Source organism: Bacillus sp. F19, from assembly GCA_023823795.1.
GTDB lineage: Bacteria > Bacillota > Bacilli > Bacillales > Bacillaceae > Bacillus_P.
The window spans coordinates 3155607-3168586 of record CP085710.1; the positions used below are offsets into that span (position 1 = coordinate 3155607).

General features: G+C 35.2%; 15 protein-coding genes and 2 pseudogenes. 9 read left to right on the plus strand and 8 right to left on the minus strand.

Going from position 1 to position 12980, the window contains the following annotated elements; genetic code table 11:
• Window positions 1–143 precede the first annotated feature (143 nt).
• A complete protein-coding gene (locus LIT25_15995; GenBank protein USK32115.1) occupies window positions 144–1535 on the plus strand; it encodes an NDP-sugar synthase in 1392 nt (463 codons plus the stop codon).
• 59 nt (window positions 1536–1594) lie between these two features.
• Window positions 1595–2323: a sugar isomerase domain-containing protein gene (locus tag LIT25_16000; protein ID USK32116.1), complete on the plus strand. Its 729-nt coding sequence runs from the start codon at window positions 1595–1597 to the stop codon at window positions 2321–2323.
• A 25-nt stretch (window positions 2324–2348) separates the two neighbouring features.
• On the opposite strand, the gene LIT25_16005 is transcribed toward LIT25_16000, so the two are convergent.
• The 3 genes from LIT25_16005 to LIT25_16015 form a co-directional block, all read right to left on the minus strand.
• Entirely contained in the window at window positions 2349–2627 is a 279-nt protein-coding gene (locus tag LIT25_16005; protein ID USK32117.1) for a hypothetical protein, read from the minus strand.
• 1 nt (window position 2628) lies between these two features.
• Entirely contained in the window at window positions 2629–2790 is a 162-nt protein-coding gene (locus tag LIT25_16010) for a hypothetical protein (GenBank protein ID USK32118.1), read from the minus strand.
• A 388-nt stretch (window positions 2791–3178) separates the two neighbouring features.
• Window positions 3179–3688, minus strand: a complete 510-nt coding sequence (locus tag LIT25_16015; protein USK36306.1) for a DUF4158 domain-containing protein — start codon at window positions 3686–3688, stop codon at window positions 3179–3181.
• A 198-nt stretch (window positions 3689–3886) separates the two neighbouring features.
• On the opposite strand from LIT25_16015, the pseudogene LIT25_16020 reads away from it, so the two are divergent.
• The 3 genes and pseudogenes from LIT25_16020 to LIT25_16030 all read left to right on the plus strand — a co-directional run bounded on the left by LIT25_16020 (window position 3887) and on the right by LIT25_16030 (window position 6068).
• Window positions 3887–4446: pseudogene (locus LIT25_16020) on the plus strand (site-specific integrase).
• A 141-nt stretch (window positions 4447–4587) separates the two neighbouring features.
• Entirely contained in the window at window positions 4588–5043 is a 456-nt protein-coding gene (locus LIT25_16025; GenBank protein USK32119.1) for a XoxI protein, read from the plus strand.
• Between the two features lie 68 nt (window positions 5044–5111).
• Window positions 5112–6068 carry a hypothetical protein gene (locus tag LIT25_16030; GenBank protein USK32120.1) on the plus strand — a complete coding sequence of 319 codons (957 nt, stop codon included), beginning with the start codon at window positions 5112–5114 and terminating at the stop codon, window positions 6066–6068.
• A 439-nt stretch (window positions 6069–6507) separates the two neighbouring features.
• On the opposite strand, the gene LIT25_16035 is transcribed toward LIT25_16030, so the two are convergent.
• The 4 genes from LIT25_16035 to LIT25_16050 all read right to left on the minus strand — a co-directional run bounded on the left by LIT25_16035 (window position 6508) and on the right by LIT25_16050 (window position 9260).
• On the minus strand, window positions 6508–6957 hold the full coding sequence (locus tag LIT25_16035) for a peptidoglycan-binding protein (GenBank protein ID USK32121.1): 450 nt from the start codon (window positions 6955–6957) through the stop codon (window positions 6508–6510).
• A gap of 100 nt (window positions 6958–7057) precedes the next feature.
• Entirely contained in the window at window positions 7058–7879 is an 822-nt protein-coding gene (locus LIT25_16040; GenBank protein USK32122.1) for a hypothetical protein, read from the minus strand.
• A 188-nt stretch (window positions 7880–8067) separates the two neighbouring features.
• A complete protein-coding gene (locus LIT25_16045; protein ID USK36307.1) occupies window positions 8068–9009 on the minus strand; it encodes an IS3 family transposase in 942 nt (313 codons plus the stop codon).
• Window positions 8931–9260, minus strand: coding sequence for a helix-turn-helix domain-containing protein (locus tag LIT25_16050; protein USK32123.1), 330 nt, complete (start codon window positions 9258–9260; stop codon window positions 8931–8933). Before LIT25_16050 ends, LIT25_16045 begins: the two co-directional genes overlap by 79 nt.
• A 794-nt stretch (window positions 9261–10054) precedes the next feature.
• On the opposite strand from LIT25_16050, the gene LIT25_16055 reads away from it, so the two are divergent.
• Window positions 10055–10195, plus strand: coding sequence for a hypothetical protein (locus LIT25_16055; protein ID USK32124.1), 141 nt, complete (start codon window positions 10055–10057; stop codon window positions 10193–10195).
• 167 nt (window positions 10196–10362) lie between these two features.
• On the opposite strand, the gene LIT25_16060 is transcribed toward LIT25_16055, so the two are convergent.
• Entirely contained in the window at window positions 10363–10902 is a 540-nt protein-coding gene (locus LIT25_16060) for an NAD(P)H-dependent oxidoreductase (protein ID USK32125.1), read from the minus strand.
• Between the two features lie 252 nt (window positions 10903–11154).
• On the opposite strand from LIT25_16060, the gene LIT25_16065 reads away from it, so the two are divergent.
• From LIT25_16065 to LIT25_16075, 3 genes and pseudogenes are all read left to right on the plus strand, one after another.
• Complete coding sequence (locus LIT25_16065; GenBank protein USK32126.1) at window positions 11155–11520, plus strand: helix-turn-helix transcriptional regulator; 366 nt, start codon at window positions 11155–11157, stop codon at window positions 11518–11520.
• Between the two features lie 258 nt (window positions 11521–11778).
• Window positions 11779–12207 carry a nuclear transport factor 2 family protein gene (locus LIT25_16070; GenBank protein ID USK32127.1) on the plus strand — a complete coding sequence of 143 codons (429 nt, stop codon included), beginning with the start codon at window positions 11779–11781 and terminating at the stop codon, window positions 12205–12207.
• 120 nt (window positions 12208–12327) lie between these two features.
• Window positions 12328–12654 (plus strand): annotated as a pseudogene (locus LIT25_16075) (IS4 family transposase).
• Window positions 12655–12980 lie beyond the last annotated feature (326 nt).

A 12980-nucleotide genomic window follows, 5' to 3' on the forward strand; every position in this document is an offset into this window, starting at 1 on the left:
TTACAAAGGAGGTATAAAATTCGAATTATGGTGTAAATCTTTATGGATATAATCCATTAGATTTAAACAACTTAAAGGACGTAATGCATTACTTTTTAGGGTTTAATTAAATCTTGACTAAATAAATATACGGAGTGATTGATGTGAAAACAGCTATTATATTGGCTGCAGGTAAAGGAAAAAAAATGTGGCCATATAATGATTATTGGCCTAAGACAGCTTTACCGGTAGCTAACCAAGGAAATATCGTTCATCTCGTAAACCATCTTAAGAACTTGTCTTTTGACCGAATTATTATTGTGACTAGTTATCTAGGACGCAGAATTAAATCTCTTGTTTACGATATTGAAGGAGTTGAAACTATTGAACTCTCGGTAACTGAGGGGACTGCAGATAGTTTGGAAAAAGTAGTGTCCCTCGTTAACGACGAAAACTTGTTGATCATGTATGGAGATATATTTATTACTCTAGAGAGATTAACTAGTTTTGTTGATGCCTATCAAAAAGAACTTAATACTGTAGATACACTCATTTTATCTAAACCTATAACAAATGAATTTGCGCCTGATTGGTTTGGAATTTCCAAAGGGACCGGAAACAGCGTTCAGAATATTTATGGTCACCCTCGTCCTCATTATGTACAAGAGCGAATCATGGGCGTCTTTGCTTTAAGTACAAAAGTGCTGAAGAGAATGTTGCACCATAACCCAGGTTTCATGAAAAATGTACCGACAGGAGTTATGCCACAACACGAGATGGAATTTGAGCAAAGTCTACAATGGTTAGTGGAAGAAGGATATACGGTTTCATCCTATCCTGTCACAGATGGAGTAATTGATATAGATAAGCCTTGGCACCTAATGCAAGCTAATCAGCTGGCACTATCGGTTATGACAAATGAACTTCAACATAATGATATTCCTGAGACTTGTAATATCCATCCGACAGCTGATATTCAAGGATGTATAAAGCTTGGAGAACATGTGGAAATAGGAAAATATGTAACGATAAAAGGAAATGCGATTATTGGAGATCATACAAAAATTGAAAATAGTGTAACTATAGAAGGAAACGTAGTAATAGGTTCTCATTGTCGCATAGAAAACTTTTGCAGGATAGGTCCTGATAGCGTCATTGGGAGTAAAAATCGCATTGGACATTGTGCAGAATTTAGAGGTATTACCTTTGATAACGTCAGTTTTATACATTTTGGTGAAGTGTTCGGAATCATAGGTGAATCAACAGATATCGCTGCTGGAGTCACAGTAGGTATTACTCGTTTTGATGATCTGCCTCAAACTCAAAAGGTGAATGGTAGAAGAGAAATTCCTGAGGAATTTGGAAACGCTGTTTATTTTGGCGACTTTACTCGGACCGGTATTTTGAGTCTATATATGCCCGGAACTAAAGTAGGCAGTAATTGCGTTATCGGATCAGGTGTTGCAGTGGAGAAAGATATACCATCCAAGACGTTATTGTATGCCCAACAAACTCTAATTGAAAAAGGATGGGACATTCATCGTTATGGATGGTAAAGCTTAAAAGCTATCGTAGTAATAAATTCAAAATAAAAACTTTTAATGGAGGAAGAACAATGGGATCATTATTTGCGGATTATAGTAAATTCTTTAACAATATTTTAATGGAAGTTCAAGAAACACAAGAAGAAGCCATTATAGAAGGTGCTAACCTCATCTCAAAAGCTGTTAAGTTGGGTGGAAGATTCTATGTATTCGGTTCTGGACACTCCCATATGATTGCCGAAGAGATTTATAATCGTGCAGGTGGACTTGCCTTAGTCACAGCTATTTTACCTCCAGAGCTAATGTTGCATGAACGCCCAAATAAAAGCACCTATCTTGAAAGAATCGAAGGACTTGCGAAGTCGTACTTAAATTTACATGAAGTATCAGACAAAGATGTAATTATGATTGTATCAAATTCAGGAAGAAATATTGTACCCGTTGAAATGGCTATAGAGGCAAGGAAAAAGGGAGCAAAGGTCATTGCTATGACGAGCATTAAACATTCTCAAAGTGTAACTTCAAGACACCAGAGCGGAAAAAAACTATATGAACTTGCTGATGTAGTACTCGATAATGGCGCTGTTATCGGTGATGCTGGTTTCCGGATCTCAAACTCTGACATTTATTCTGGAGCTACTTCAGATGCCGTTGGATGCTTCCTTGCTCAAGCTCTCATCGTTGAATCTCTACAACTTTTAATAGAAGCTGGTTTTACCCCTCCAGTATTTAAGAGTTCAAATGTGGATGGGGCTGATCAATTTAATGATGAGATATTTTCAAATTATGTGAAATGGTAGGTAATCCATAATTTGTGTTTCTTTATTACGCTATTAAAAATAAACCAAGAAAAGGAAGAGAGTGCCAAAAGTCTGACTTTTGGGCACTCTTATTACTTTTCCCTCTCATTACAGCAAGCCAAAAATCCCAAAGCTTGAAGTCTTTTGAATCCTTTCTGAAAAGATCGAAACCAGCTTCCGATATATCTTTATAGTCATTATTCTCAATCAGATTTAAAGCCTCTTCAATGTTAAAAAATCCAACTTCTAAACTTTCTGAACTTGTTTGTAGTTCCCCACTTACAGGTATACCTAACCACCACATATTACAGATATTTTTTCTGAATTACTGCATCTTTAATTGCCTCTTTGGTTTCTACAATACCATCAGGCAATTCCCAACCTCTTCTGGGCTCCTTCTTTAACAATATTCTATTCTGGTTATCGATAACGACCGCACCTGATGTAATTGTGAATTTATTTATCATATAATCATCACCTTTATAATTAAGATATCTCTATTTTAACTTTCCATATGTTTATTCTTCTTTTACAAAACCAATTCTTTCTTAAAAAAACTGCCAAGAAAGCACAATAAGCCTTATTTCATTGAATGGCTCTTCGGAATATACTGAAGTTTTTTACAACAACATCATAAATAAGAAATCAAATTACTGTAACAAAAACGACCGTTTATGGGCATTACCATTACTTAATCAACAAATAGTCTATTAATGCTAATTTACAGTACCAAAACTCATTCCCTAAAACAAGGTAACATTTTTACTATTGAACATCGTTTTTGGTACTACATTTAGGAAGCAGATAACAAATATCCAGAGTAAGATATACATTTTATGTAAAACATCTGACGGACTACAGCAGCAACCCTGTGACTAGGCCTGGTAGAATGACTTTCCACTTACGCAATATCTGGATTGCAGTTTGGATAAGGTGTGTAGGGTTTCCATTAGCCATAGCATCATCGAACAGAAGTCTAGCAAGTTGGCGATATTCTGAAGTTGTAAATGTTCGATATCCATACTCTTTACGGATTTCTACCAAATGTTCATATTTTGTAGCTTCTCGTTTTGAGTACTTTAGAAACTCATTTGGATTCACTTTAATTTGCTTGGCAATATAAGAAATGGCTGTTGAAGGAACTTCATCCATATCAGATAAGGTCCATCCTGAAAATCGGATAATGCAGAGTTGTACTGCAAAGCCCAAACGATTATAGTCTCTTCTATGGCGAAGAGTGACATCCAAATCATGTTGACTAAGCGTGAAGTATGTACCTAATGTCCATTCATCCAATTCATTAGGAATCGACATATACGTTTTACGTTCCTCTGAAGTTAGTAATTCTCTTACTCGGGCATATATAATATAAGAACTCCTTTCTTGAGGAAAATGGTTCTTGCGAATGATACATAACTATCTTTTGTATCATTCGGAATAAAGCGATAACCCTTGATAAATCAGAGTTTCCAAGGACTATTTTAAATCTCTTACTTTTTTTAGCATTTGAATCATACATAATATATAATATTATACATTAAGGATCATAGTTTTGGAGGGTTCATTTGGGAATATGTTCAACCCATTCGGAATAGGAAACAAATAGATGCTATTAAGAAAATTCTAAAGGCTACTAATATAAGAGACTATTGTCTTTTTAATGTAGGAATTAATTCAGGACTTCGAATCAGCGATTTGCTTCAACTAAGAATTGTTGATGTAATCGACGAAAAGGGTAAGATTAAGGATCGAATTTCACTTCGGGAAGTAAAAACAGGAAAAACCAAAGATTTTCCCATTGGGGATACGTCAAAAAAAGCAATTAAGGAGTACTTGATGACAAGAAATTGTGATGAGAACGAACCTTTATTTCGCTCCAGAAAAGGGAAAGAAGCATTAAAGCGACTCGAATTATTAATGAAGCAGCAAGAGCAGTAGGAATTAAAGAGAGAATTGGGACTCATACATTACGAAAAACTTTTGGCTACCACGCTTATCAATCTGGAGTTGACCTCTCAATTCTTCAAAAGTTGTTTAACCATTCAGCACCAAGCGTTACGCTAGCCTATATTGGTATGACACAAGATGATCTCGATAACGTGTATTTAAATTTAAATTTATAAAATTTGACTCTTTATAAATAAGCAATTATACAAATTATCAATTTAATGGTAAATATTACTTAATTTTCAAAATTCCTTATAATATAGAAGGGAATTATTTACTTTTGGGAGAAGTATATAAAAAGGACAGGAGGTATTGCAATGAAGATGAAGAAATCATTAATTTCAACAACATTAGGATTATCGATTTTATGTTTTGGTACGGGAGCAAGTGCTGCAGAGAATGATGCTTTGGTGGACTCCGATGTAACACAATCTATAAAACAAGCAGAAAATCCAAATTTAATTGGCACCATGGCCGCGCCAACGAATTCATCTAGAACAGATACATATAGCCCTTTTTTGGGGGGAACATATGCAGTATCTAAATCTTCTTCAACAGCAACTGAGGATTATATTTACGCAAGAGCTAGAACATTCAATGGTGATGGAGCTTTAATTAATTCAAAATCAGCAAGCGCAAATAAAACGACTTATATTTGTGCAAGAGCTGACAACGGGACAATATACTTTGGAAATGACTGGGCACTTGGAAACCACACATACAAGCTTAGTGGATATAAAGATGTTGTTCATGAAACTAAAGCATATTGGTAAATAAAAAGAAGATAAAAGAGATATGCTCATCGCATATCTCTTTTATTTCACAAGGAGAAGGAAGTTCAATGAAAAAATATCACATCATTCTAGTACTATCTGTATTAATATTACTTGGAGTTTATTTCTTATTTAATAGTAGCTTTTATTCTGAATTATTCTCAAATAAAGGTTCAATCACTTCAGGTACTAATGATAATGGAAAACGAGAAGATGGCAATACAATTGCATATGGACTAAAAAATGTTAATGGTGAAAATATAGATAACGGAAGTGTACTTAATAGTGAAAATAATGAAGTGACAGTGTATGTATCACTAGATCACAATATTAATGAAGATAGAGAGTATGGATTGCTTGTATTTGAAGATTACAAACAAAAGAAATTTAAAGTTGAAAATAATGAGCAGGAATTAAACAAATATTTCTTTGAAATGCGACCTCGAAGTTCATTGGACATAAAAGTTTCTGCACCTATTAAGTCCAATTCTAGTGAACTAACATTTTTACTCGTGAAAAAGCCGGAGTATAAATTGAAGGAAAACGATCTAAATAGAGCAGCCGTTTTGGAAGAAGTTTTAAGTATGCGGTATTCAATTAATAAAACTGTTAGTACTAGTAAGGAAGAATTAAAAGAAGGAAAATCTAAAGCTATTAAAAGAGATGGTTTAAATGACTACTTATTTGTTACGAATAGTACGGAGAAGTTGCAATTTATTTTCACTGAAACGGAAGGAGAAAAACTAACACTCTCTGCCGGTAACGATACAAATACTGAAATTAGATATGCAATCTTAGCTTTAAAAGATTGGGAACAAGATATTATTATTGATAATAATGAGGTTTTATATACAACTGTCCCTCCAGAATCAAGAAAGATTTTTGATTTTAAACTACCCAATGTAGAAAGAGAAAGTAATTTTCAATTTATTGCCCTCCCATTTCCTTATGAAGTAAGTAGCGACAACTATATGAGTCAACAAGCTTTTAGTTCCTTCAGAATTGTGATTCAAAATAAAGAATAAGTTTATGAACAGAAAGGAACGAATAAAATTGTTTACTGTAATTACTTTGGCAATTGTATTTGTCATAATAGTTTTCTTAGCAATAGACAACTCCAAAAAGTAGTTGTTCCCGGAAAATAATTAGAAATGTTTTTACGTGTTTGATTAGGTATTAATTACAACTAAATACATATTCTATTAAGCCGGTAACTCCTTATATTAGGGTAAATCGGCTTTTATATTCCAAAAATTGTCTTAGCGTATATTTACGTTAAAATGTTGGCGGTACCCCATTCATAGAATCACCTCCCATCTATTGAATCGTTCGTTATATCGCTCTAGGCAACTTATTTGCCCAAAAACCATCATTTTGGCAACCATCGACAAACGACAAATAACCCTGAATCAATTCCAGAGTGAAAAACATCTATATTGTGAATCATTGTTTTACTTTGAAGATTTAATAATGCCCGGAAAGCCTTCTTTTTTCAGCTTTTTCCACCATTTGTTCAGCATTTTCTAACTTGCTAAATGCTCCGACTTGAACAAAATATTGCACAGCTGTCGGCTGTTGTTTTTGCTTCTCTTTTGCAAGTTTTTCAGCATAAACCTCAATCAATTCACGCTTCGTATTCGGGCCATAGATCCCATCAGCAGCAATTCCTCTTGTTTTCTGGAATGCTGTAAGATGCTTTTCTGTGTTCGGACCAAAATATCCATCAACTTCAATCGTGTTCGCTCCTAACCAGAAATTCAGATAGGTTTGAATGATCTTCACACCTTCAATGTACTTAGATGTAGGTTTGATCACTCCATCAGGAAGAGCAGCTTCTGCCGATTCCTGAATCGCTGGCACAATATCAGCATTTGTTTTAGGTGCTAAAAGCGAAAGACTTATGAAAAACGCCATCCTTTCCTATTTCTTTACAGAAAGAATAGCGATTTTTTTCGATTTGGGGTATTAATTTGCCTTAGCTTGATGGACATGTGGTAGGACCCCTTATTGACCTTTATTCTGTTAAACACTCTTCTTCAGGTTTCATATTCACCTGTTTCCACTTTTCATCGCCTACTTTGCGAAATTGAGCTATTTCTACGTCAGTTCCATTTGTTAATGTAAAGAATATAAAATAATAATCAGCTTCATCATTACCATGAAAGTAAATATTTTTAATATAACCATTTTTTATCGTTGGGTACATGTGCTGAATCATTTTACACCATTCTCCATATTTTATTTTTACTACCGCTTCCCCGTCATGGTCCCATCCATGATATGGTGCACATAGAAAATCTTCTTTAATCTTACTCAAATCTGAAATTCGATAACCATCCTTTTCGTGTTCAAGCTGGATAAATCCATACGAATAGCCAAAGTACTCAACCATCAAGTCTTTTGACAATTCAATCGTTTCAATTTCATAAAAAAATCTTATTCCTCGTTCTCCACCTGGGACTCGACAAAGCTTTATTAAACTCGTATGTCCTATTCCTGAAAACGAATCTACATATTTTTCAAAGCTTAGTTTATTTTGATAGGCTTTGGATAAAAAATTATAGGCAATTGGAAATGGAAGATCCCCCTGACCGATGGAACCGCAACTCCTCTCTCCTAGATTTACTGCTTCCCGTAAAATACTAAAATAGTTGATAAGTGTACCCTCTGGTGTCCTCGTCAATTCAGGAGGTAACTGGATTTCGTCATACGTTTTATCATAATATGGAGCGAAGAATTTCCAATTGTTAAATTTTACATTTAAAGCTTTCAAGCAAGATGGACGAAAATACTTTTGATGATAAGAAGTTTTGTCCATTTGATTTCGAAATAACACATTCATCCCCCCACTTTTTTAGTTTATGGGCGAACGAAGGATACGTGAAAAACTTCATTTCTTCTCTTTTTCACATGAATACTCTATAAAAATCTAGTTAACATAAAGCATGTTATAGATACTAAAAAAGGATCTTCCAAGTTGGTCTTACCCCCGTCAAGTAGACATTTAATTAAAAGGTGCACTTATTAGGCAGCCTTAGCCCTATATTCAGTAGGGCTAAGGTTATTTAATTTTTTTTGAAAACGTTTATTGTTATAAAACTTAATATAATTTTTTACTGCTGTCTTAACCTCTTTCGAGGTCTCAAATTGGTATCGGTAAAAACATTCAGTTTTAAAGTGACTAAAAAAACTCTCCATACATGCGTTATCTAAACAATTTCCTTTTCTAGACATACTTTGCTTAATATTGTATCTTTTTAATAGTTGGTTATATCTTATTGAGGTGTACTGGAATCCTTGATCGCTATGTAATAGGAGTCCTTTTACGTCTCTTTTTTTTATGGCCTCTTTTACAGTATCAGCTACTAGCCTTAGGTCATTTCTTTCACTTATTTTATATGAGACAATCTCATTGTTATAAAGGTCTAATATCGAAGATAAATAGATTTTTTTCCCATTAAAAAGTAAGTAGGTTATATCTGTTACCCATTTTTCATTCGGGCGTTTAGCTGAAAATTCTCTATTTAAGTAATTATCGGAAAGGACATATTTTTCTTTACGCCCAAAGTGCTTCCACTTTTTTTTTCGTATCTTTGCTTGAATACCATTCGTTTTCATTAAACGATAAATTTTCTTATGGTTGACTTTCAGTCCATACTCTTTTTTTAGCCAAGTTCGAACTCTTGGATAACCGTAGCTCCAATTAATATCAGGGTCTTGTTGGCATTCAATAATTCTAGATACAATCGATTGATCATCTAAATCCCTTTTAGTAGGGTTACTCTGACGTTTTAGCCATTTGTAATAGCCACTCTTTGATACGCCTGCAATTATACATAAAATACTGATAGTAAATTGATTTTTAAGCTCATGAATGATTTTGTATTCTATTGATTTTTCTTTTCCTGCATCCTCCTCCTTTTCGCATCTAAGAGCTTTTTTAAATAGGCATTCTCTGCTTCTAATCGACTTATTTTTTCTGTATCGCTTTCATAGTCTTTTTTAGGTATACCTTTAAGTGGGCTACAAGATGTTCCTCTCTTTTCCTCTAACCCCTGAATTCCTTCTCTTTTATAGTGAGCTATCCATCTTTGTATAGTTGTATATCCAATCCCTAACTCTTTGGAAATTGATCTAATACCCATATCTTTCTTTTGGTATAAATTAATCGCTTTTAGCTTAATTTCTTTTGTATAGGTTGTTCTAATTTTCCCCATGAAAAAATCCCCCCATAGAAGACAGTACAATCCTTTCTTTTTACTGTCTACTATAAGGGGATAATATCAAAGTTGAAGATCCTTTTAGCTATTGTTCAATTAATGCGCCCGTTTTTTTGAATACACCAAGTTATTTTACATGTGTTTTTTTCACAACCTCCCACTCATCAAGTGAATATCTGTTCGAATCATTTTTTAGTGCTTCAGGAACCTCAACAAAACACATAAATTCTAAGCTGTTTCCGTCAAGATCTTCAAAATGGGGTCCCACCAACATTTTGACGTAAAACCCACGTTAAGCCATTCAAGGGTTTTAGCCTTAGCGTGGGAAATGTGATAAATAGTTGGCGGTACCCCTAATTGGATAAAATGTATAATAAAGTAAGAGGTGACCCGAATGAGTATTATCCTTTTTGCTTTAATTCATATATTTGTTGGAATAGCATTAATATACTTTTACAGCAGATTGCCAAAAGCTTTAACTACATTTGCATTTGTATTTTTCACAATGAGCTTTTTGTATTGGGGAAAAGTTGTATTAAATGCTTTTTTTAATTAATGGGGGCGATTGCAGCACATAGTTTTCGCCCATTCAGCTTGGAATTGGGCAGGATTCTTGAGTAGGATAGGGAGAAGAAACAAATGAGATATTTATATGAAATATTACTAGCTATTATTATTTCAGCTCCTGTGGCTGTCCTTTTATCATTACTTAGTGAATTTGTCTTTAACCCAGACGTTTTTGCAGACAGTAAATAAGCGATTCCAATTTTAAACATTTCAGGAGTGGTTTTATGAAAAATAAAAAAAAATATAAGCAGGTATTTTTAGATATTATTAGAGATTTAAAAGCACAGAAAATTAACAGTCTTTACATAAATAGGGTACCGCCAGCAAAACGCGGATTTACAACGTTAAGGATATTCCAGCATTAAAAATCCCAATCTCTCAGTGATATAAATGAGAAATTAGGATTTAATTATTCAACAATTGCGCCCTTTTCTTGAAGAACAATAGCCTGTTCCAGTAAAGAACTTTTTATACAGAACACTAGTTCTCTTTTAGGCGACAACTAATCATCATGTTATTTGGCACATAGAAATTAATGGATAAGCACACCCATGGAAGTTTGGATATGTTCTGCATACTTTTTAGCCTCTTGCTCGAGATATTCATTCGTGCCTTCGTTCGCATTATAGGTGACGAATGCGGGAAGATAGGTGCCGTTGCATCTGGTGAGGGTACTTTGTATTGGTCTTAATAATTCGCTGATCGTGAACCAGTCGTAACCCCCCGAACGGTATTGCCTTTCCGTACCGCCTGTCGTCGTTGCGACCATAAACTCTTTGTCTTTCAAATTATCGCCTCCGGGTCCAAAAGCCCAGCCAAACGTCAATACATCATCGTACCACTTTTTTAAAAGAGGAGGGCAGCTATACCAATAAAAGGGGAATTGAAACACAACCCGGTCATATTGAAGCAGCAATTGTTGTTCCCTCTCCACATCGATATTCCAATTGGGGTACTCCTGATAGAGGTCACGAAAATAGATGTCGGTGTGAGCTCTCAGCTCTCGTGCCAACGCCTGATTGGCCCTGGAATTATTTAGATTGGGATGTGCAGCGATAACCATAATTTTCATAACGATCATCCTTTCTCATTTTTCGTAGCATCGTGATCTACACCCCCATTATTATGCGGAATTTCATTTTTGCAAAGTACGCTTTTTTTTCAGACTAGGTCCTGTGAAACGTACAATAGACGTCGCCTGATGTTGGTAGGTAGTACGGTAAACCGTACTAAGTATGATAAATCATCGTACTGTTTTCATTCTGGATACTTTGATAAAATTACAACTAAGAAGGTAAAGATCATGTGATCGGGAGATGGTAAGATGCGAGAGGAAATTCGCGATTCTAATAAGACACAGGGGATATTGGCCACTCTGCAGGTGATCGGAGGAAAATGGAAGCCACTCATTTTGTTTATTTTACTGCATCAAGGCACAAAGCGGTTCGGGGAATTGAGACGTCTGCTTCCGAATGTCACTCAAGGAATGCTCACCAATCAGCTTCGTGAGATGGAACGGGACGGACTCATCGTACGCCGAGTGTATCAAGAGATTCCGCCCAAAGTTGAATATTTTTTGTCCGATCACGGAAGAACGTTAAGTTCGGTTTTGACCGACATGTGCGGGTGGGGATTTAAGCATATCGAATTTATGAAGAATGCGAATGGGGACGACGCGAACACCCTTTGATCTCAATGAAAAAAAGACTCTGGCAAAGGTGTCTTTTTTCGTTCCTCTACATACCATTTCATTTCGAACATACATGTACTTTTTTATCGTCACGCGGCGTAACTTCCGTCCTTAAAGCTGTTGATTACAAATAAAGTTGTTAACTTCCGAAGCATTTATTAAAGGGCCATTTAATGAAGGAAGGCTTATTGAGCAAACGGGGAGTTATGTGAAATAAAATATTTCACATTTAACGAATGAAAGAGGACATTGATAGTCATGAAAAGAAATAACATTATAGTAGGTGAATTTTTACATAGAGGTGTTAAGATGGAAGAGAATGTTATTTATGAATATGAAGAAAGATTGCGGAAGGCAATGGTAAATGGGGATGTAGAAAGTCTTGATAAACTTATCAGTGATGAACTTACTTTTGTTTCTCATTTTGGACAAATATTTACAAAGGAAGCTGATATTGAAGCTCATAGGTCAGGCATATTGAATATCACTGAAATTAACTTTTTAAACCAAAAGGTAATTCCATTAGAAGATGCCGTTGTTACAATTACACAGGCTAAAGTAAAGGCAATTTTTGCTGGAGAACATATGGAAGATGAACTGTTTTATACAAGAGTTTGGCGTATGGATAAAAATGAATTGAAAGTTATTTCAGGGCATTGTAGTTCAGTTCAAAAATTAGTGGAGTAGATTTTTTAGTTACTGGGGTCCCACCACATCGCTATCAAGCTAACAAAACAAAATACCCCCTAAAATGAAAAAAATACGCTATTCTTTCTGTAGACTCATAGGAAAGGATGGCGTTTTTGTATGTCTATTTCTGTATCTGATGAATTACAACTATTTGCTCAAGAAATTCAAAACTTCTTATCTCCAAATTTCTTACGAGATCTTGCTAGAGATGTTGGTTTTGTACAACGAACCAGTAAGTACCAAGAAAAAGATTTAGTCGCTTTATGTGTATGGATGAGTCTAAATGTCGCTAAAACCTCTTTAACTCAGTTATGTAGCTGTTTAGAAGCATCAACAGAAGTGCTCATCAGTCCTGAGGGACTGAATCAACGATTTAATGCCACAGCCGTGCAATTTCTACAACAAGTGTTAGCCGAACTTCTCAACCAAAAGTTATCTTCAACTCCCTCAGTTTGATACGAATCTCTCTCGAATGCTCACTTATTCGCAGGATTTCATACCCCTTGTAATTGGATTACGTGTAAATGAAATGAGTTCAGATCATTTTGGCTTCGTGAAGGCATAGTTAAATAAAGGAGTCAGCTACCACTCCATATTTTACCATATAATGCACATCTCCACGCCGCCCCTGGAGGCTTTCCCTCCCATGTCTCAACGGGTCAATTGCCCTCTCATTCCTTCGTCATGCCTATCCAAGGGGTGGAGGCCAGTTATGCTAAACTGATGGGTCACAGTGCCCTTTTGTTGAAGAAACCTGGTACTCCGTACAT

What these genes read in the sequence shown, in the direction of transcription:
- LIT25_16025 (USK32119.1), top strand. Translation starts at nt 4,588, where the DNA reads ATGAAGATGAAGAAATCATTAATTTCAACAACATTAGGATTATCGATT.
- LIT25_16035 (USK32121.1), bottom strand. Translation starts at nt 6,957, where the DNA reads ATGGCGTTTTTCATAAGTCTTTCGCTTTTAGCACCTAAAACAAATGCT.
- LIT25_16070 (USK32127.1), top strand. Translation starts at nt 11,779, where the DNA reads ATGAAAAGAAATAACATTATAGTAGGTGAATTTTTACATAGAGGTGTT.
- LIT25_16030 (USK32120.1), top strand. Translation starts at nt 5,112, where the DNA reads ATGAAAAAATATCACATCATTCTAGTACTATCTGTATTAATATTACTT.
- LIT25_16060 (USK32125.1), bottom strand. Translation starts at nt 10,902, where the DNA reads ATGAAAATTATGGTTATCGCTGCACATCCCAATCTAAATAATTCCAGG.
- LIT25_16065 (USK32126.1), top strand. Translation starts at nt 11,155, where the DNA reads ATGCGAGAGGAAATTCGCGATTCTAATAAGACACAGGGGATATTGGCC.
- LIT25_16010 (USK32118.1), bottom strand. Translation starts at nt 2,790, where the DNA reads ATGATAAATAAATTCACAATTACATCAGGTGCGGTCGTTATCGATAAC.
- LIT25_16055 (USK32124.1), top strand. Translation starts at nt 10,055, where the DNA reads ATGAAAAATAAAAAAAAATATAAGCAGGTATTTTTAGATATTATTAGA.
- LIT25_16050 (USK32123.1), bottom strand. Translation starts at nt 9,260, where the DNA reads ATGGGGAAAATTAGAACAACCTATACAAAAGAAATTAAGCTAAAAGCG.
- LIT25_16000 (USK32116.1), top strand. Translation starts at nt 1,595, where the DNA reads ATGGGATCATTATTTGCGGATTATAGTAAATTCTTTAACAATATTTTA.
- LIT25_16005 (USK32117.1), bottom strand. Translation starts at nt 2,627, where the DNA reads ATGTGGTGGTTAGGTATACCTGTAAGTGGGGAACTACAAACAAGTTCA.